19 protein-coding genes are annotated in these 19,655 nt (G+C 69.4%); 16 read left to right on the top strand and 3 right to left on the bottom strand.

Translation table 11 applies throughout. The features are described from left to right. Nucleotides 1–669 precede the first annotated feature (669 nt). Entirely contained in the window at nucleotides 670–1,656 is a 987-nt protein-coding gene (locus MFF13_RS16470; protein ID WP_238272560.1) for a hypothetical protein, read from the top strand. A 9-nt stretch (nucleotides 1,657–1,665) separates the two neighbouring features. Here MFF13_RS16470 and fdhD read toward each other — a convergent pair whose 3' ends face one another. After that, complete coding sequence (gene fdhD / locus MFF13_RS16465; RefSeq protein WP_147763340.1) at nucleotides 1,666–2,511, bottom strand: formate dehydrogenase accessory sulfurtransferase FdhD; 846 nt, start codon at nucleotides 2,509–2,511, stop codon at nucleotides 1,666–1,668. Between the two features lie 329 nt (nucleotides 2,512–2,840). On the opposite strand from fdhD, the gene coxB reads away from it, so the two are divergent. From coxB to MFF13_RS16420, 9 genes are all read left to right on the top strand, one after another. Then, the gene (gene coxB / locus MFF13_RS16460) at nucleotides 2,841–3,677 is read left to right on the top strand and encodes a cytochrome c oxidase subunit II (RefSeq protein WP_147750900.1); all 837 of its coding nucleotides are present in this window, start codon (nucleotides 2,841–2,843) and stop codon (nucleotides 3,675–3,677) included. A 76-nt stretch (nucleotides 3,678–3,753) separates the two neighbouring features. Next, nucleotides 3,754–5,382, top strand: coding sequence for a cytochrome c oxidase subunit I (ctaD, locus tag MFF13_RS16455; protein ID WP_238272543.1), 1,629 nt, complete (start codon nucleotides 3,754–3,756; stop codon nucleotides 5,380–5,382). 328 nt (nucleotides 5,383–5,710) lie between these two features. After that, on the top strand, nucleotides 5,711–6,655 hold the full coding sequence (locus MFF13_RS16450; protein WP_147763357.1) for a heme o synthase: 945 nt from the start codon (nucleotides 5,711–5,713) through the stop codon (nucleotides 6,653–6,655). Continuing rightward, the gene (locus MFF13_RS16445; protein WP_147725195.1) at nucleotides 6,655–6,834 is read left to right on the top strand and encodes a cytochrome c oxidase system small membrane protein; all 180 of its coding nucleotides are present in this window, start codon (nucleotides 6,655–6,657) and stop codon (nucleotides 6,832–6,834) included. Before MFF13_RS16450 ends, MFF13_RS16445 begins: the two co-directional genes overlap by 1 nt. A gap of 1 nt (nucleotide 6,835) precedes the next feature. Beyond that, a complete protein-coding gene (locus MFF13_RS16440) occupies nucleotides 6,836–7,438 on the top strand; it encodes a cytochrome c oxidase assembly protein (RefSeq protein WP_147763342.1) in 603 nt (200 codons plus the stop codon). A gap of 185 nt (nucleotides 7,439–7,623) precedes the next feature. Further along, entirely contained in the window at nucleotides 7,624–8,481 is an 858-nt protein-coding gene (locus MFF13_RS16435) for a cytochrome c oxidase subunit 3 (protein WP_147750903.1), read from the top strand. A gap of 154 nt (nucleotides 8,482–8,635) precedes the next feature. Next, the gene (locus MFF13_RS16430) at nucleotides 8,636–9,007 is read left to right on the top strand and encodes a DUF983 domain-containing protein (RefSeq protein ID WP_147750904.1); all 372 of its coding nucleotides are present in this window, start codon (nucleotides 8,636–8,638) and stop codon (nucleotides 9,005–9,007) included. Next, entirely contained in the window at nucleotides 9,004–9,771 is a 768-nt protein-coding gene (locus tag MFF13_RS16425) for an SURF1 family protein (protein ID WP_147763343.1), read from the top strand. The genes MFF13_RS16430 and MFF13_RS16425 overlap by 4 nt, the downstream gene beginning before the upstream one ends. 64 nt (nucleotides 9,772–9,835) lie before the next feature. Further along, on the top strand, nucleotides 9,836–10,249 hold the full coding sequence (locus MFF13_RS16420; protein WP_147750906.1) for a DUF4864 domain-containing protein: 414 nt from the start codon (nucleotides 9,836–9,838) through the stop codon (nucleotides 10,247–10,249). Between the two features lie 229 nt (nucleotides 10,250–10,478). Here the strand turns inward: MFF13_RS16420 and MFF13_RS16415 are convergent, their stop codons facing one another. Continuing rightward, nucleotides 10,479–10,757, bottom strand: coding sequence for a type II toxin-antitoxin system RelE/ParE family toxin (locus tag MFF13_RS16415; protein ID WP_147763344.1), 279 nt, complete (start codon nucleotides 10,755–10,757; stop codon nucleotides 10,479–10,481). Then, nucleotides 10,754–10,981: a hypothetical protein gene (locus MFF13_RS16410; protein WP_147750908.1), complete on the bottom strand. Its 228-nt coding sequence runs from the start codon at nucleotides 10,979–10,981 to the stop codon at nucleotides 10,754–10,756. Before MFF13_RS16410 ends, MFF13_RS16415 begins: the two co-directional genes overlap by 4 nt. Nucleotides 10,982–11,168: 187 nt before the next feature. Between MFF13_RS16410 and thrC the strand changes: the two genes are divergently transcribed. The 6 genes from thrC (at nucleotide 11,169) to MFF13_RS16380 (ending at nucleotide 19,320) form a co-directional block, all read left to right on the top strand. Then, nucleotides 11,169–12,581, top strand: coding sequence for a threonine synthase (thrC, locus tag MFF13_RS16405; protein ID WP_147763345.1), 1,413 nt, complete (start codon nucleotides 11,169–11,171; stop codon nucleotides 12,579–12,581). A gap of 115 nt (nucleotides 12,582–12,696) precedes the next feature. Continuing rightward, nucleotides 12,697–13,992: a M16 family metallopeptidase gene (locus MFF13_RS16400; protein ID WP_147763346.1), complete on the top strand. Its 1,296-nt coding sequence runs from the start codon at nucleotides 12,697–12,699 to the stop codon at nucleotides 13,990–13,992. A gap of 210 nt (nucleotides 13,993–14,202) precedes the next feature. Next, nucleotides 14,203–17,073, top strand: a complete 2,871-nt coding sequence (locus MFF13_RS16395; protein WP_147750911.1) for a sensor domain-containing phosphodiesterase — start codon at nucleotides 14,203–14,205, stop codon at nucleotides 17,071–17,073. 167 nt (nucleotides 17,074–17,240) lie between these two features. After that, complete coding sequence (locus MFF13_RS16390; protein ID WP_187273548.1) at nucleotides 17,241–17,672, top strand: DUF805 domain-containing protein; 432 nt, start codon at nucleotides 17,241–17,243, stop codon at nucleotides 17,670–17,672. Between the two features lie 264 nt (nucleotides 17,673–17,936). Continuing rightward, nucleotides 17,937–18,356 (top strand): hypothetical protein, encoded by a 420-nt coding sequence (locus MFF13_RS16385; RefSeq protein ID WP_147763347.1) that lies wholly within the window; start codon nucleotides 17,937–17,939, stop codon nucleotides 18,354–18,356. A gap of 34 nt (nucleotides 18,357–18,390) precedes the next feature. Continuing rightward, entirely contained in the window at nucleotides 18,391–19,320 is a 930-nt protein-coding gene (locus MFF13_RS16380; RefSeq protein WP_187273547.1) for a ferredoxin reductase domain-containing protein, read from the top strand. Nucleotides 19,321–19,655: the final 335 nt, after the last annotated feature.

Genomic DNA, 19,655 nt, shown 5'->3' with positions numbered 1-19,655 from the left:
GCGAGCACGTTTCATGCCCGACACTCAAGCGAGGCCGGGCCAGTCATCTTGTCTCGTCGGGTCTCGGGAGGGTCCTCGGTGGAGGAAGCGCCCGCAACCCGCGGGCTCGCACCGGCCCGATGTCAGCCGGCGTGGGCCCGGATCGCCTCGACGGCGACCGGCTTGAGATCTCGTTTCGACGTCACGATGATCACGTGCCGAAACCCTCTACCCCGGACCCTTAGGTCCCGCTGCGCGGCGTCCATCGCGCGCGCCCACCGGAAATGGGACAGTCATACTGTCCTAACGCTGCAAACTGGCAGATTTCAAATATTCCAGCAAGGCCCACACACCGGCAAAAGCGGCGTTTTGATGCCGCATCCCACGCCTTCCCTGCTCGATCCCAGCGCCAGGAGCGACCGAACGCCGTCGAACTGCATCGGGAATCGGCCGCTTGGCGCCCGCATTCTCCCGCAATTGCGCCCGAATCGTCCGGTCAATGGCGTACGCCGAGCACAAGCGGCATGCGGGGCAACGACCCTGCCGGAATGGCCGAAGGACACGCGGGACGCGGTCCTTCGGCGCGGGGCCCGCTCCGGATCGTCGGCGGGCCTCGACGAAACTCCCCGGCGCGGGGCGAGCGCCGCAGGAGGTCGGGCGATTTGTGAGAGCGTGACCCGGATGTCAGCCGTGAACCCATTCCATCGTCGTCTTCGCGTGAGCCTCTCGGCCTGCGCCCTGCTGATCGGCGCCACCGGCGCGGCGCAGGCGCAATACGCCTTCGACGACGCGATCATGCCGCCCCGCGCGGTAGCCTGGCGCCTGGGCGAGCGCGGCTTCAGCGGCATCAGCCGGCCGCGCTTCGACGGCCGCGCCTACGTCGTCGAGGCGTTCAACCCGAACGGCGCCCGCGTGCGCCTGTTCGTCGACGCGCGAGACGGTGCGATCCTCGGCCGCCAGCGCCTCGACGACGGCCCGGTGGTGATCGCTCGCCCGGCCCCCGGCTACGGCTGGACCGAGGAGGACGCGATGCCGCGGAGCCCGATGCGGCAGGCCGAGCGACTTCTTCCGCCAGGCGACATCCCGATGCCGGAGAGCCGCGGCGTGCCCCCGCGCCGACCTGTGCCGGACGCAGACTTCGTACGGCCCGAGGGCGGACCAGACGCCTACGGCCGCACGCCTGCAGAGCCGAACCCGCACGGGATCAACCCGGATCGCCGCGGGCCGGTCGAGGCGCCGCGCCGGCTCGCACGCACCGGCAACCCGACCCGGGGGCCGGACGGTAGGACGCTCGACGGGAAGACGCTCGACGGCAAGAACCCGGAAGGCAGAGCGCAGGCGCGCACCGTTCCCGAGGTGCCGAAGCTGCGCCCGGTGGAGGCCGCCAAACCCGAGCCGAAGCCGGAAGCGCCCGTCGCGACGGCGGAGCCGCCGAAGGCGGCCGCGCCTGCCGTCATCGCGACGCCCGCAGCGGTTCAGCCGCCCGCGGACGGCACGGTGGCGAAATCCCCAGAGACCAAGGCTTCCGAGACCAAGGCGGCGGAAGCAAAGCCCCCCGCTGCGAAGGCGGCCGAGCAGACTTGGCAGAACCCGCCCGAGACCAAGCGCAACGTCCGCGTCATCGGCGGCGCGACCCTGGTGCCGGGTGCGCCCGACAAGGATGCGCAGACCCCGTAACCTGAAGCCTCAAGCTACCCAGGCGCCCAGGCGCTCGTCCCCGCAGAAGACCGTGAACGAATCGGCGCGGGCGATGGCGCAGAGCGTCATGCGGTGGAGGCGGGCCCGGTCGATGGCGAGCGAGGTCGGCGCCGAGATCGCGACCAGGACCGACGCGCCGAAATGCGCCGCCTTCTCGACCATCTCGAACGAGCAGCGGCTGGTGATCACCAGGAAACCTTCGGCCGGGTCGGTGCCTGCGCGGATCAGCGCGCCGATCAGCTTGTCGAGGGCGTTGTGCCGGCCGACATCTTCCCGCACAGCCACGAGGCTGCCGTCGAGACCTGCCCAGGCCGCCGCATGCACCGCGCGCGTCTCGCGCCCGAGCGCCTGGGCGTCACCGAGGTCGGACAGAGCGCGCGCGATCGCCTCCGGCCGGACGCTCACGGCGGTGGACGCGTCGCGCGTCTCCGCCCGCGGCAGGGCGGCGAGGTCCTCGATCCCGCAGACGCCGCAGCCGGTGCGCCCGCTGATCGCGCGCTTGCGGGCGAGGTGCTCGCGCAGCCGGCCCGGCGCGAGGTCCACCAGCAACCGTAGCCCGCCCTCGCCCCGCTCGACCGCGGCGCCGCGGATCTCGTCGGCCGAGGCGACGATGCCCTCGGTGAGGCTGAAGCCGTAGGCGAAATCCTCGAGATCGGCGGGCGTCGCCATCATCACCGCGTAGGGCACGCTTCCGTAGACGAGGTTGACCGGCATCTCGACGGCGAGCGCACGCTCGCCCTCGCGCGGCTCCGGCGCGGCGTAGGCGACGACGCGCGTCGCCACCCGCACCGCCGTCTCCGGTCTGCTCCGCCCGGTCCGCATTCCGTCCGCCATTCCGCTGGTCCCGCCGATCGCCCCCGCATCCGCCTCATAGCAGGCGGCGACCCGGACCGCGCCTGCGGCGATGCTGCCCCCGCCTCATGAATGCTTCCGGCCCCTGCGGCGATGCTTTCGGTGGTGCTGCGGCGCATCCGGAAAGCGTGCGATGCGACGCTTGTGCGGTTGCACCTTGCACGACCTTGTGGTCTGACACCGCGATCGGATACCCGGGCATCGCGCCGACAGGGCGTCCAACTCCGCCGGACGACACCGCGGGCCTCGTACAAGCAAGACGCGGGCGGTCGACGGAGCGTAACGTGACCAAGGGGAGCCACGAGAGGCACATGCGGACGGCGCAGACGAAACACCGCTCCAAGAGGGGGCTCGCCGCGTTCGGCGCGTTGCTCCTGACGTCGTCGCAGGCCCTGGCCGCCGGCATCGGCCAGCCCGAGCCCTGGCAGATGACCCGCCAGGTTCCGGTCACCGAGAACGCGCGCGACATCCTCCAGTTCGAGTCGTGGGTGCACTGGCTCTCGCTCGCGATCTGCGTGTTCGTGCTCGGACTGATCCTGTGGTGCATCTACCGCTTCAGCGAGAAGCGGAACCCGACGCCCTCGAAGACCACCCACAACACCCTGATCGAGGTGGCCTGGACGATCGTCCCGGTGCTGATCCTCGTCGCCGTCGCAATCCCCTCGTTCCGCCTGTTGCGCGTTCAGCTCTCGGATCCGAAGTCCGACGTGATGATCAAGGTGACCGGCCATGCCTGGTACTGGTCCTACGAGTACCCCGCAGACCAGGGCGGCGGCTTCTCGTTCGATGCCAACATCGACGAGGACAAGCAGCCGCGCCTGCTCCAGGCCGACAACGAGATGGTCGTGCCGGTGAACAAGATCGTGAAGATCCAGGTCACCGCCGCCGACGTGATGCACTCGTGGGCGATGCCGTCCTTCGGCTTCAAGATCGACGCCGTGCCGGGCCGCCTCAACCAGTTCTGGTTCAAGGCCGACCGCGAGGGCACGTATCACGGCCAGTGCTCCGAGCTCTGCGGCCAGCGCCACGCCTACATGCCGATTGTCGTGCGCGTCGTGAACGACGAGGCCTACGCGGCCTGGCTCGGCGAGGCGAAGACCAAGTACGCCCGCATCGACGACGGGTCCAAGTTCGCCGACGCCCGATAGAGGGCGCGCCTCGGGCCAGCACCGCGCCGGCCCGACCCACCGAGATCTCGAGAGACACGCACAAGGCTCAGCTCAGATGGCAATCGCCGCAGCGCATGCAGGGGCCCACGAGGCCCACGACCACAAACCTTCCTTCTTCGCCCGCTGGTTCCTCTCCACGAACCACAAGGATATCGGCACGCTCTACCTGCTGTTCGCGTTCTGCGCGGGCATGATCGGCGCGTTCCTATCCTTCGGCATCCGGATGGAGATGGAGGCGCCCGGTCTCCAGTACTTTTCCAATCCGCAGACCTACAACGTGTTCGTGACCGGCCACGGCCTCATCATGGTGTTCTTCATGGTGATGCCGGCCCTGATCGGCGGGTTCGGCAACTGGTTCGTCCCGCTGATGATCGGCGCGCCGGACATGGCCTTCCCGCGCATGAACAACGTCTCGTTCTGGCTGACGGTGGCGGGCTTCTGCAGCCTGATCTGCTCGCTGTTCGTCGAGGGCGCGCCCGGCGCGTCCGGCGCCGGCACCGGCTGGACCGTGTACCCGCCGCTCTCGACCGCGGGCCACCCCGGCCCGGCCGTCGATTTCGCGATCTTCGCGCTGCACCTGTCCGGCGCCGGCTCGATCCTCGGGGCGATCAACTTCATCACCACGATCCTGAACATGCGCGCCCCCGGCATGACGCTGCACAAGATGCCGCTCTTCGCCTGGGCCGAGCTCGTCACCGCCTTCCTGCTGCTGCTGTCGCTCCCGGTCCTCGCCGGCGCGATCACCATGCTGCTCACCGACCGCAACTTCGGCACCACCTTCTTCGACCCGGCCGGCGGCGGCGATCCGATCCTGTACCAGCACCTGTTCTGGTTCTTCGGTCACCCCGAAGTGTACATCATGATCCTGCCGGCCTTCGGCATCGTCTCGCACATCATCGCCACGTTCTCGCGCAAGCCCGTCTTCGGCTACCTCGCGATGGCTTACGCGATGGTCGCGATCGGCGTCGTCGGCTTCGTCGTGTGGGCGCACCACATGTATACGGTGGGCCTGTCGCTGCAGACGCAATCGTACTTCGTCTTCGCCACCATGGTCATCGCGGTGCCCACCGGCGTGAAGATCTTCTCCTGGATCGCGACGATGTGGGGCGGCTCGATCCGCTTCACCGCGGCGATGCACTGGGCGGTGGGCTTCATCTTCCTGTTCACGGTCGGCGGCGTCACCGGCGTCGTGCTCGCGAACTCGGCTGTCGACAAGTACCTGCACGACACCTACTACGTCGTCGCGCACTTCCACTACGTGCTCTCGCTCGGCGCCGTGTTCATCATCTTCGCGGGTATCTACTACTGGTTCCCGAAGATGACCGGCCACATCATCCCCGAGTGGGCCGGAAAGCTGCACTTCTGGCTGGCCTTCATCGGCGCGAACGTCCTGTTCTTCCCGATGCACTTCCTCGGTCTCGCCGGCATGCCGCGTCGTTACGCCGACTACCCGGAGGCCTTCGCCGGCTGGCACAAGGTCTCGACCTACGGCGGCCACATCTTCGGCCTCGGCATGATGGTGTTCGTCATCGGCGTGATCCTCGCCTTCCGCTCGAAGGAGCGGGCTGCGGACAACCCCTGGGGTCCCGGTGCGACCACGTTGGAGTGGACGCTGTCCTCGCCGCCGCCCTTCCACCAGTTCGAGACGCTGCCCCGCATCGTCGACGAGCCGGGCCACCACTGATCGGAAGCGTTTTCGAGTGAGGTGGAATCCGGCTCACGTGAAGAAAACGCGACCAACTGGAAACGAAGTGGGTTTCGCGTAAGCGGAATCGACGACCATGGCGGGGGCTGCGCTTGCAGCCCCCGCCCTTCCCCGGACCCTTCCCGCGAAGGGTCCCGGCAAGGGCGGTGCGACGGTCCCGTCTGAGCGAAGCTCGGCGGGATCCCCCCTTTTCCGGGTGAGCCTTGCCCGGACGTTTGGACCTGTTCCGGTTCGCGTCTACCCGCGGCGGAACGAGCGCTCCCGCCGCGCGGGCTTGAGTGCGAAAAGCAGAATGGTTGCGGTGTCCATGACCACCCTGTCGAACAGCATGCCCGTCGGAGTGCCGCCGGTCCCCGTCGTCGGCGGCGACGTGCCGGACTATTTCGCTCTCCTGAAGCCGCGGGTGATGGTGCTGGTGATCTTCACCGCGCTGGTCGGCATGGTCGTGTCGCACGGCCACGTCCCGCCGGCCGTGGCCGTGATCTCGCTGCTGATGATCGCGATCGGCGCGGGCGCGTCGGGCTGCCTCAACATGTGGTGGGACGCCGACATCGACGCGATCATGACGCGCACCGCCAAGCGCCCGATCCCCGACGGCCGCATCCAGCCGAACGAGGCCCTGGCCTTCGGCCTAGTGCTCTCGGTCGGCTCGGTGATGGTACTCGGGCTCGCCGCCAACTGGCTCTCGGCGGGCCTGCTCGCCTTCACCATCGTGTTCTACGCGGTGATCTACTCGATGTGGCTGAAGCGGGCGACCGCGCAGAACATCGTCATCGGCGGTGCGGCCGGCGCCCTCCCCCCGGTGATCGGCCAGGCGGTCGTCAGCGGTTCGGTCGGCATCGAGTCGCTGGTCCTGTTCGCGATCATCTTCATCTGGACGCCGCCGCACTTCTGGGCGCTCGCCCTGGTGAAGGCTGGTGAGTACGCCAAGGCCGGCATCCCGATGATGCCGAACACCGCCGGCCCGACCTCGACCCGCCGCCAGATCATCTACTACACGCTGCTGCTCGCGCCGCTCGGCCTCGTGCCGGTCTGGATCGGCTTTGCCGGCCTGCTCTACGCGGTGGTCGCCGTGGTCGGCGGCCTCGGGATGCTCGCCTTCAGCGTGCAGGTCTACCGCAACCGCGAGGGCGAGGCGGAGAAGAAGGCCGCGATGGGGATGTTCGGCTTCTCGATCCTCTACCTGTTCGTGCTATTCTCGGCGCTGCTCGCCGAGCAGAGCCTCGGCCTGTTCCGCCCGGTCTTCGCCTGATGGAATACGATCCGCACGGCTTCCCCAAGATCGAGATGCGCCCCCTCACCCCCGAGGAGGAGGCGCGCCGACGCAAGCGTTCGATCGCGATCGCCCTGGCGCTCGGCGCCATGGTGCTGCTGTTCTTCGTCCTGACGATCGCCAAGCTCGGACCGCAAATCCTGAACCGGCCGCTGTAGAATGAGCATGCCGAACCCGAACCGGACGATGCTGCGCACCGCCTTCGCATGCGCGGGCATGGCTGTCGGCATGATCGGCCTCGCCTTCGCGTCGGTGCCGCTCTACGACGCGTTCTGTAAGGCGACCGGCTACGACGGCACGCCGCGCCAAGGGCCGGCGCTCACGGCCGGCGTTTCGACCGACGACAGCATGGTCGTACACTTCGACACCAACGTGTCGGCCTCGCTGCCGTGGCGGTTCAAGGCGGAATCGCGTCGCGTCGAGGCGCGACTCGGCGAGACCAAGACGGTGTTCTTCCAGGTGAAGAACACCGGCGCGACGCCCTCCACCGGCGTCGCCACCTTCAACGTCCAACCCGGCCTGATGGGCAGCTACTTCGTCAAGATCGAGTGCTTCTGCTTCAAGGAGCAGACGCTGCAGCCGGGCGAGACCCTGGACGTGCCGGTGGTGTTCTACATCGACCCCGAAGTGCGCAAGGATTCGAACACGGCGCACCTTTCGGAGATGACGCTGTCCTACACCTACTTCGCGTCGAAGAACGGTGAGCCGATTCCGGCGTCAGTCGCCGCCACGGGCACCACCGGCACGAAGCGCGACTTCTGACTGCGCGCGGATTTCCGGGCGCACCCGGTTTTCCCCACGCGGGAAGCGTGACAACACGCGCCCGCCTCCGCTAAGGGTGCGGGCAGACCGGACGGGTCGAACGGCCCGAATTCGGCGTATTAGAGTACACGGACCGCGAGCCGGCGACGGCGCAGGACCGACGGGGTCGAGGAGAGACGGGTAAGATGGCCGAGGCGCACGCCAAGAATCACGACTTCCACATCCTTGCACCGAGCCCTTGGCCGCTCATCGGCGCCTTCTCCGGCTTCGTGATGGCCTTCGGCGCCGTGTTCTGGATGAAGAGCCTGCAGATCGGCACGCTCACCCCGGGCCCCTACATCTTCGGCGCCGGCACGCTCGGCGTGCTCTACACCATGTTCTCGTGGTGGAAGGACGTGGTCCACGAGGCCAACCACGGCGACCACACACGCGTGGTGCAGCTTCACCACCGCTACGGCATGATAATGTTCATCGCCTCCGAGGTGATGTTCTTCGTCGCTTGGTTCTGGGCCTACTTCGAGGCGGCGCTCTACACCGCCGACCCGATCCAGGCTTCCCGCGTCGGCTTCACCGGCGGCGTCTGGCCGCCGAAGGGCATCGAGGCCTTCGACCCCTGGCACCTGCCGCTGCTCAACACGCTGATCCTGCTCACCTCGGGCACGACGGTGACCTGGGCACACCACGCCCTGCTGCACGACGATCGCAAGGGTCTGAAGTACGGCCTGTGGCTCACCGTCATCCTCGGCGTGCTGTTCACCGCGTGCCAGGCCTACGAGTACGGCCACGCGCATTTCGGCTTCGCCGGCAGCATCTACTCCTCGACCTTCTTCATGGCGACGGGCTTCCACGGTGCGCACGTCCTCATCGGCACGATCTTCCTCGGGATCTGCCTGTACCGCGCCTATCTCGGCCAGTTCACGGTCAAGCAGCACCTCGGCTTCGAGTTCGCCGCCTGGTATTGGCACTTCGTCGACGTGGTGTGGCTGTTCCTGTTTGCCGCCATCTACGTCTGGGGTTCGGGCGCCGGCCACGCGGCCCACTGACCGCGACCGGGCCTCGATCCCCTGTGACGCAGGGCGGGATTGCGTGGAAGGGCGGCTCAGGCCGCCCTTTTTCGTATCCAAGACCCCATATCGTGGTGGAGGCCGACGTATCGTTCGTCGCCGGGGGGCCTCACCTCATGCAAGGAACCTGAGCTTGGCCCGGACCTACACGCCACAAGCCCCGATCTCGACCGGCCTGCGGGGCCGCTGCCCCCGCTGTGGCGAAGGCCACCTGTTCAAGGGCTTCCTCACCGTCGCCCCCTCCTGCGAAGCCTGCGGCCTCGATTATGGGATGTTCGATTCCGGCGACGGCCCGGCCTTCTTTGTGATGTCGATCGTCGGCATCTTCGTGGTCGGCCTCGCCCTTTGGATGGAGATCACCTACCAGCCGCCGATGTGGGTCCACGGCCTCGTGGCGGGATCGCTCTCCGTAGGCTTGAGCCTCCTTCTGGTACGCCCGCTGAAGGGCATGCTCCTCGCCCTGCAATATGCGAACAAGGCCGAGCAGGGGCGCTTCGAGCCGTGACCGCGGCCGAGACCGCCCCGCGCACGCGCCCCGGCGCGATCCGCGATCTGTTCCCCCCGGCGCTCGCGACGCTGATCGCCCTGGCGATCCTGCTCGGGCTCGGCGTGTGGCAGCTCGAGCGCAAAGGCGAGAAGGAGGCGCTGATCGCCCGCATCGTCTCGCGCTCGCAGGCCGAACCGGTGACGACGCCCGCCGACTGGAACCCCACGCGCGACGAGTTCGAGCACGTCCGCGTCGCCGGGCGCTTCCTCAACGACCGCGAGACCCTGGTGCACGGGCTCGCGGCCGGTGAGACGCCGGGCCGGGCGCTGCAGGGCTACTACGTGATCACGCCGTTCCGGCGCGACGACGGCGCGATCGTGCTGGTCAACCGCGGCTTCGTGCCGACCGAGCTGAAGGACCAGGCCGACCGTCGCGACGGGCTGGTCGAAGGCGAGACCACCATCGTCGGCCTGCTGCGCGGAAGCGAGCCGAGGACGATGTTCGTGCCGGCGCCGGACCCCGTGCGCAACGAGTGGTTCAACCGCGACGTGCCCGGCATCGCCGCCGCGCGCGGGTTCCCGGACGCCACGCCCTACCTGATCGAGGTCGACGCCACCCCCGGGAGCAAGACCTGGCCGCGCGGCGGGCAGCTCCGGGTCGACCTGCCGAACAACCACCTGCAATACGCCTTCACTTGGTTCGGCATCGCCGCCTGCCTGCTCGGTGTCTTTTCCGTTTTCGCCTGGAAGCGCCTGCACGAGCTCGAGCCGCCTGCCGCCTGAGTCGCACTTGCGGCGGCGGTGAGGCCGGCTACACTCGCCGCGTTCGATGGCGGAGTGGTCCCCGATGCGCTGCTGGCTCGCCTTGTTCCTCGCCTTCGCACTGACGCCGGCGCACGCGGCCGACGACGGCGCGCGTGACGCAGCGCGTGCGACCATCACGCGCCAGGCCGAAGCGCTGGTGCGCGACGACGCCACCACCGCCTACGCTCAGGCGGCGCCGTCGATCCAGGGCATGTTCCCGACCGCGGACGTGTTCCTCGGCATGGTCCGCAACAGCTACCGCCCGGTCTACCGCCACCGCAGCTTCGTCTTCGGCAAGCTGCTCGACCTCGGCGACGGCGCCCTGTCGCAGGACGTGGCGATCCAGGACGAGGACGGCATCGATTGGACCGCCGTCTACAGCCTCGAGCGCGGCGCGGACGGCCAATGGCGCATCAGCGGCTGCCGGCTGATGAAGGCCGAGGGCACGAACGCCTGAACGGCGACGGCCTGCGTAGAGCCCTCGATCCTGCAGGGCGCTTGCAGAAGGCACGACACCGTCATTCCGGGTCGCCATAGGCGAGCCTGGAATCCAGAACCGCCGATGGTGGAAAGTCCTGCTCGACCTGTGGTTCTGGATCCAGGGCTCCGCTGCGCGGCTCCGGGATGACGCAGTGGTGCCAGTGAGTTTCCGAACGGCGAATCGCCGTCTGCGATCCTCCCTCGGTTCAGGCGAGAGGCCGCCGAGCCGTGTGGCGGACGCCGAGGATGACGATCTCGTCGTCCCCGATGCGGTCGGCGACGGCATAGGAATAGGGCCGGACGACCATCCGCCGCCCCCCTGGGCGAGCCGTCGCGGCGCCGGCCTGGGGTTGTTGCTGCAACACATCGATCACGGCGCGGATACGTTCCTGCACGTTGTGCGCGCCGGTCGGATGCTGCTCGCCGATCGTCGTCAGGATGCGGTCGAGCTGACGTGCGGCTGGAAGGGTGAAACGCAGCCTCACAGGCCGTGCTTGGCCCAGATGGCGCGCACCTCGGCATCCGTGGCGAACTCGGGGCGGTCGGCGGCCCGCTCGGATTCGTCCAGTCCCGCAGTTTCCTCAGGCGTGAACCGATAAACGGCCGTGTCGTCGCCGACGAAGGCCAGCACCACCCGCGCGACCTCGTCCTGCATCTCGGGGGAAAGCCCGCGCGCGGTGGCCACCGCCTTTTCAAGGAGATCCGTCATGCTCGCACGATGGCCGGAATCGGCGGACGGCAAAAGCGGAATCGATGGCGTCGCCACAGGCTCGGTCGGCCATCGCGAGCGCGATCCTTCTCAGGCGGCCGCGAAAGCCGAGGGCGATCTGTGGCCGACCCCGTTTCGACAGGCCCGAACCGATCGTGTAGAGGGGGCGCCTTCCCCGGAGGCCCCCGTGCTGCACGTCTCGACCCGCGGATCCGCCGCGCCGCTCTCGTTTTCCGATGCCCTGCTCGCCGGGCTCGCCCGCGACGGCGGGCTCTACGTGCCCGAGGCGTGGCCGACGATCACGAAACCGGAAATCGCGGGGCTCGCGGGCAAGCGCTACGCCGACGCCGCCAAGCTGGTGCTGCGCCCCCTGATCGACGGCGAGATCGCCGACGCCGACCTCGATCGGATGATCGAGGAGGCCTACGCCACCTTCCGCCACCCGGCGATCTGCCCGCTGACCCAGCTCGACGACAACCTGTTCCTGCTCGAGCTCTTCCACGGCCCGACGCTCGCGTTCAAGGACGTGGCGATGCAGCTGCTCGGGCGCCTGATGGACCACGTGCTCCGCGCCCGCGGCAGCCGCGCCACCATCGTCGGCGCGACCTCGGGCGACACCGGCAGCGCCGCGGTCGAAGCCTTCGGCGGGCTCGACCAGGTCGACGTCTTCATCCTGTTCCCGCACGGCCGCGTGTCGGAGGTGCAGCGTCGACAGATGACCTCGGTCGACGCGCCCAACGTCCACGCGCTCGCGGTCGACGGCAACTTCGACGACTGCCAGAACATGGTGAAGGCCATGTTCCAGCACGGCGACTTCGCCGACGCGGTGAAGCTCTCGGGCGTGAACTCGATCAACTGGGCCCGGGTCGCGGCGCAGGCGGTGTACTACTTCACCAGCGCGGTGGCGCTCGGCGCGCCGCACCGCAAGGTGTCGTTTTCGGTGCCGACGGGCAATTTCGGCGACGTGCTGGCGGGCTGGGTCGCCAAGCGCATGGGGCTGCCGATCGAGCGCCTGATGATCGGCACCAACGCCAACGACATCCTGGCGCGTACCCTGGAGCACGGCGCCTACGAGCTGCGCGGCGTCCACGCGACCACCTCGCCCTCGATGGACATCCAGATCTCCTCGAACTTCGAGCGGCTTCTGTTCGAGGCGCTCGGCCGCGACGCGTCCGCCCTCGGCCGGCTGATGGCGGGCCTGAAGCAGTCCGGCGGCTTCACCCTCGACGACGCGGTGCTCTCTGCGGTGCGGGCGGAGTTCGACGCCACCGCCGTGTCCGAGCCCGACGTGATGGACGAGATCGCCCAGACCCATGCTGCCACCGGCATGGTGCTCGACCCCCACAGCGCCATCGGCGTACGCGCCGCCCGCCGCCTGCTGAAGCGGGACCCGGCGACGCCGGTCGTCGCGCTGGCCACGGCGCATGCCGCGAAGTTCCCCGACGCGGTGAGCCGCGCCACCGGGGGCCTGCGCCCCGCCCTCCCCCCGCACCTCGCCGACCTGATGGACCGGCCGGAGCGCATGACACGAGTGGGCAACGACCAGGCCGAGGTCGAGGCCCTGATCCGGGATCGCGCTCGCATCACGAGGAGCGCATGAACGACGGGCAGGATTCGGTCGGCCACTCCGACGGGAAACCGTCGGCAAGCGCGAATGCGCATCGGCGCCGGTGCGCCGGAACGCCCTTGAGGCGTCTGCATCGAGGGCAACAACGATGAACCAGCACTTCGCCACACACGCCGCCTCGCCGGGCCTGCGCATCACCACCTTGGACAACGGCGTCACCGTCGCGACGGAGGCGATGCCCGGCGTCGCCACCGCGACGCTCGGCGTCTGGGTCGGGGCCGGATCGCGCCACGAGCGTCCGGACGAGAGCGGCCTGAGCCACCTCATCGAGCACATGGCGTTCAAGGGCACGCGCACGCGCTCGGCCCGCGCCATCGCCGAGGACATCGAGAACCTCGGCGGCGAGATCAACGCCGCGACCTCGGCCGAAGGCACGAGCTACACGGCGCGGGTGCTCGGCGAGGATGTCGGCACCGCGCTCGACGTGCTCGGCGACATCCTGACCGATTCCGTGTTCGACGCGGGCGAGCTCGCCCGCGAGAAGGGGGTGATCCTTCAGGAGCATGCCGGGATCGAGGATACGCCGGACGACGTGGTCTACGACGCCTTCACCGAGGCCGCGTTCCCCGACCAGCCGATCGGCCGCCCGATCATCGGCCGGCCCGAGACGATCAAGAGCTTCGACGAGGCCGGCATCCGCGCCTACCTCGCCCGCGAATACACCCCCGACCGCTTCGTGGTGGCCGCCGCCGGCGCCGTCGAGCACGAGGCCTTCGTGGCGTCGGCCGAGCGCCATTTCGGCGGCATGGCGAAGGCGGCGGCGCCCGAGGCGATCCCGGGAACCTACGGCGGCGGCGAGCGGCGCATGCCGAAGAAGCTCGAGCAGGCCAACCTCGTGATCGGCCTGCCCGGCCTGTCGTTCCGCGACGAGGCCTACTACGCCCTTCACATGTTCTCGCAGGTGCTCGGCGGCGGGCTGACTTCGCGGCTGTGGCAGGAGGTGCGCGAGACCCGCGGCCTCGCCTACGAGATCCAGGCCTTCCACTGGCCGTTCTCCGATTGCGGCCTGTTCGGCATCGGCGCGGCGACCTCCGGCGCGGACCTGCCCGAGCTCGTCGAGGTGACGCTGGAGGCGACCGCGCGGGCCGCCCGCGACCTCGACACCGTCGAGATCGCCCGGGCCAAGGCGCAGCTGAAGGTCTCGCTGCTCTCCGCGCTGGAGACGCCGGGCGGCCGGATCGAGCGCAACGCCCGCCAGATCCTCGCCTGGGGCCGGGTGATCCCGGCGGACGAAGTGATCGCCAAGGTCGACGCCGTGACGGTGGACCACGTGCGCGCGGCGGGCCGAGCGGTCCTCGCGGGCGCGCCGACGCTCGCCGCCATCGGCCCGATCAAGAAGCTGCCGTCCCTCGACCGGATCACCGCGGCTTTACGCGCCGCCTGAACGCGGCCGGGGACGCCCCCCTCAGGAGCGTCCCGAAACTTGTTTTAGCCGCAAAAGCGGGCGATCTGCGGCCCGGACGATCGCGCATACCAGCGGTGGGTGACGCCGGCCGCCGGGCCTCAGCCGCCTTGCTCACGGTTAATCCCGCCTCTACCACTGCGCGGAACCTGAGCCGTACTCGCCGCTGTACCCGGCCGGAACACTCGCCCGTTGCGCATCCTCGCCCTCTCCCTCGCACTCCTCGGCGGCCTTCTGTTCAGCGGTTCCGCGCGGGCCGTCGAGGCGGTGCGGGTCACCCTCGACGCGCCGGTCATCGACCTGACCACGGCGATCGAGCGTTACCGCTCGGACGGCGACCTGATCCAGATCTCCACGGCGCCCGGCAAGGACGGCATCGTCCGCCGCATCGTCGTGAAGGCGCGCGATGCCGGCGCGCGGCCCGACTGGATGGTGTTCGCGCTCACCAACGACACCGACGAGCAGATCGAGCGCATCCTCGTGGCGCCGCACTTCCGGCTGGTCGATTCCGGCGTGGTCTGGCCCGATCTCGGCGGCTCGCGCATCGCCGCGATCACCGCGAGCCAGGGCATCCGGCCCGAGCGCAACGAGAACCCCGAGGCGGACGAGTTCGTCATCACCCTCGATCCCGGCACGACGATCACCTACGTCGCCGAGCTGCGCGGCCCCAACATCCCGCAGGTGCACCTCTGGGATCAGGACGCCTACCGCAAGAAGGCCGCCGGGCTGACGCTGTACAAGGGAATCATCATCGGCATCAGCGGCTTGCTGGCGCTGTTCCTGACGATCGTCTTCGTGGTCAAGGGCGCGATCATCTTCCCCGCGGCCGCCGCCCTGGCGTGGTCGGTGCTGGCCTACGCCTGCATCGACTTCGGCTTCCTGCAGCGGGTCTTTCCGGTCACCGAGCTGGCCGAGCGGGTCTACCGCGCCTCCGCCGAGGCGGTGCTGGCGGCGACCCTGCTGGTGTTCCTGTTCGCTTACCTCAACCTTTCGCGTTGGCACGTGCGCTACAGCCACGTGGCGTTCTTCTGGCTGACCTTCCTCGCCGGCCTCGTCGGGCTGGCCCTGTTCGATCCGCCGGTGGCGGCGGGCGTGGCGCGCATCTCGATCGCGGCGGTGGCCGGCGTCGGGCTGCTGCTGATCGCGTACCTTGCCGCCCACAACGGCTACGACCGCGCCATCCTGCTCGTCCCGACCTGGACGCTTCTGGTGGTCTGGGTCACCGCCGCGGGCTTCGCGGTGACCGGACAGATCGGCAGCGAGCTGACCCAGCCCGCGCTGATCGGCGGCCTGGTGCTGATCGTCATGCTGATCGGCTTCACGGTGATGCAGCACGCCTTCGCCGGCGGCGGTCTCACCCACGCCCTGGTCTCCGACACCGAGCGGCGGGCGCTGGCGCTCACCGGCGCCGGCGACGTGGTGTTCGACTGGGACGTGCCGGGCGACCGCGTCTTCGCCGGCCAGGAGATCGAGGTCCAGCTCGGCCTCAAGCGTGGGGCGCTCGAAGGCCCGGCGGCGAACTGGCTCGGGCTGCTCCACCCGTTCGACATCGAGCGCTACTCGGCGACCCTCGACACCATGATCGAGGAGCGCCGCGGTCGCATCGTGCACGACTTCCGCCTGCGCACCACCGGCGGGGCCTACTATTGGTATCGCCTCAAGGCGCGCCCCGTGATCGGCAACGACGGCGAGGTCATCCGCATCGTCGGCACCATCGCCGACGTCACCGAGATCAAGACCGCCGAGGAGCGCCTGCTGCACGACGCCGTGCACGACAGCCTGACCGGCCTGCCCAATCGCGAGCTGTTCGGCGACCGGCTCGACGCGGCGCTCGCCTTCGCAAGCCAGGACCCGCGCCTGAAGCCGACGGTGATCGTCCTCGACATCGACCGATTCAAGGGCATCAACGACGCGATCGGCCTCTCGGCCGGCGATTCGATCCTGCTCACCCTGTCGCGCCGGCTCGGGCGCCTGCTGCGGCCGCAGGACACGCTGGCGCGAGTGGCCGGCGACGAGTTCGCGGTCATCCTCCTGTCGGAGCGCGAATCCGACCGCATCCTGGCCTTCGCCGAGATGATCCGCCGCGCCATCGCGACGCCGATCACCTATGCCGACCGCGAGATCTTCCTCACCGTCTCGATCGGCTTGGCGCTGCACGAGACCGGCGCCAGCCTGAAGCGCGACGAGGTGTTCAAGAACGCCGAGACGGCGATGGTCCAGGCCAAGCGCGGCGGCGGCGACCGCATCGACGTGTTCCGCGCCGACATGCGTGCGGAGCGCTCGGACCGGCTGATGCTGGAGAGCGACCTGCGCCGTTCGCTGGAACGCAACGAGATGAAGGTGCTGTTCCAGCCGGTGGTCCGCCTGGAGGACCGCACGGTGGCGGGTTTCGAGGCGATCCTGCGCTGGGACCACCCGAAGCTCGGCCGCATCCCGCCGGCTACCTTCATGCCGGTGGCGGAGGAGAGCGGCTTCGTCGTGAACCTCGGCATCTTCGCCCTGGAACGCACCGCGCTCGAACTCGCGGCCTGGCAGCGCTCGCTCGAGGTCGACCCGCCGATCTTCGCCTCGGTCAACGTCTCCTCGCGCCAGCTGCTGCGGCACGACCTACTGCACGACGTGAAGACGGTGCTCGCCCGCTCGGGCGTGATCCCGGGCTCGCTGAAGCTCGAGCTCACCGAAAGCCTGGTAATGGAGAACCCGGAATACGCCGCCCAGATGCTGACCCGCATCCACGACCTCGGCGCAGGGCTCTCCCTCGACGGCTTCGGCACCGGCTATTCGGCGCTGTCCTATCTCCAGCGCTTCCCGTTCGACACGATCAAGATCGACCAATCCTTCGTGCGCCAGATGGCGTCGGGCAAGACCGCGATCCTGCGCTCGATCGTGCGGATGGCCAACGAGCTGAACCTCGCCATCGTTGCCGAGGGTGCCGAGTCGGAAGCCGACGCCCAGGCCCTGGCCGAACTCGGCTGCGACTACGCTCAGGGCTACGCCTTCGGCGAGCCGATGACGATGCTCCAGGCCCGCCAGCTCGTCGGCGCGGCACCGGAAGCGGCCTGATCTAAATTCGATCCACAGGGCGCTTGTCGTGGCGTCCCGATCTCTTGCCCAACCGTCCCAAGGCTGCGGTTCGCGTTGAACGCGTCGGCGCCGCGCCCTAACGCTCGACCACCGGCCGATCCCCCAGCACCATGCGTGGCCGGGTTGCCGACAGGGCTGCGAACATCATGAAAAAACTACTCTTCTCCGCCGAAGGCCGGATCGGCCGCGGGACCTTCTGGAAGGGCGTCATCGTCTCGGTCTTCGGTGCCATGCTCGTCGCGGCGGCGTTGAACTACGCCCTGGCTCAGGCGATCCCGAACGAGGCCGGCGCGGGCGAAGGCTTCTCGGTCAACGGCGCCAACGCGGTCCCGTTCTTGGTCCTGAACCTGCTCACCACGGTCTTCATCGTCTGGTCGTCGGTCTGCCTCGGGATCAAGCGCTACCACGACCGCAACAAGCCCGGCGTGTGGGTGCTGCTGTCGCTCGTGCCGCTGGCCAACATCTGGTACTTCATCGAGACCGGGTTCCTCGGCGGCACCGTCGGCCCGAACAATTTCGGTCCCGATCCGCGCGGCCGCAGCCTCGCCGCCCCGACGGGCCTTTCGCCGGCGATCTGACGCCGCGCGACCGCCGCTTCGAAGGGGCCGGATGCCGGACTGCGAAGCGATTCGCGAGGAAGACGCGCGTCCGCTCCCGGGTTCCTCGGGGATGGGCGCTCGTCGTGTCTCGGTCGCCAAATGGGCGCCGCGTGCGCCTGTCGAAAGGCGGCCGACGTGACCGGTTCCGCATGCCATTTAAACCTCCCTTAACCATGCCGACGCAAGGTTGTGTGGAGAAATGGCGGGGCGCACGGCGTGCCCCCTGCGTGCTGGAGAACAGTGATGGCCGAAGCGGCAAGGCGGTTTCGCGAGACGAGCGGATCCGATGTGGTGCGCCGGCTGATCGCGCGCCCGATCCGCCTCGACCCGCCGCACATGGTCGCGGCGATGCCCACCCCGACCGCGTTCGAGCGGCGCGCCGAGGCTTCGTTTTCCGAGACGATCGCGGACGAGGCCGCCCTCGAAGCCGTCGAGGCCGAGGATGCGGACTTCGATGACGAGGTCGAGGAGGACGTCGTCGAGCGTCTCCAGGCCGAGATGGCCGTGATGAAGGCGATCCTGATGGCCGAGCGGGCCGAAGCCGCCTCGCTTCGCGCCCGGATGGAACAGTACGTCGAGCCGGAGCCGATCGGCGCGGAAGCGCGCGCCACCCGCGAGCGCTGGGCCGGGATGGTCGACCGCCTCCTGATGTCCGCGCGCTGATCGCTGCCATCCTCATGACATTCGGGAGACGACCATGAGCGCGCGCTGCTCGCTCGTCGTCAACGGCAAGTCCGTGCGCGTCGCCACCGGCGACACCCCGCTCGATGCGGCCGTCGAAGACGGGATGATCGCCTACGCCCAGGCCACCCACGGCGCCGCCGTGCCGGGACAGGGCGCAAGCCCGGGCGCGCGCCGCGTGCCGGGCCGGCGCGAGCGCACCGACCCGATCCGGCTGGCCCTGCCCGCCGGCCCCGCGATCCTCGCGCAGGCCGAGGAACCGGCGCCTGCGGTCGCGATGCGCACGGGCACCGTCACCGACGTCCGCGCGCTGACCACACACGTGATCGAGCTGGTCGTCACCGTGAACAAGGACCTGCCGCTCGGCCCCGGCGCCCAGGTCGCCCTCGCGCTCGACGGCGTCGGCCTGCGCACCCTGTGCCCGACCCTGCGCGTCGACGGCTCGGCGGAGCTGAACGAGCTCGTGTTCCACCTCGCGCGGGACGAGGACGGCTGGTCGCTCGCCGACTCGCTGCCGCTGCACGCCGACGTGAAGGTCCGCGGACCGGTCGGGCGAGCCCAGTACCGCCCCGGCGGCGGGCGCCTCGTCCTCGTCTCCGCCGGCTGCGGTTTCGGCCAGATCTGGTCGATCGCCCGGGCGGCGCGCTACATCGAGCCGACCCGCGACATGTGCGTCGTCGTCGGCGCGCGCGATCCCCTCGACCTCTACATGCGCGAGAGCCTGGAATGGCTGCGGGCCACCGGCGTCGGGCGCATCGTGCTCAGCGCCGACCGGAGCCGCCAGCGACCGCCGGACGTGCGGCCGGGCCCGCTCACCGCCCACCTTCCGGCGCTCCGAGCCACCGACGTGGTGCACGTGGCCGGCGACAGCTCGACCGTCGGCGCCGTGCAGGTGCTGGCCGCCGCCGTCGGCGCGCGCTGCTACCCGGTTCTGGTCGACGCGTAGACCGCGCGCCGCGCCGCCTTGTTTGACGCTTTCGGGCCGCGGTGTTTCACGCATCGCCGCGCAACGGTCCCGGATGGATCGCTCGAAGCACCGCGCGGCTCCCTCTCCCATGGGGAGAGGGTTGGAGTGAGGGGCGTGACCTCTCCGGACGGTTCTCGTCCCTCACCCTGCCCCTCTCCCGCTCGGGAGAGGGGACCCGCGTGCGACCTGCACGGTTGAGGAGGCCGTCCGCCCCGACCCAGGATCGAAACCGGCGAAGCCGCGCTTAGACCCCGTTTCATAATGGGGTGAGCGGCAGGTGTCGCGGGCGTTGAGAGAGTGTCTGACGCTCACCC

Source organism: Methylobacterium cerastii (assembly GCF_022179125.1).
Classification (GTDB): Bacteria; Pseudomonadota; Alphaproteobacteria; order Rhizobiales; family Beijerinckiaceae; genus Methylobacterium; species Methylobacterium cerastii.
This window is presented reverse-complemented; position numbering and strand designations above follow the sequence as displayed.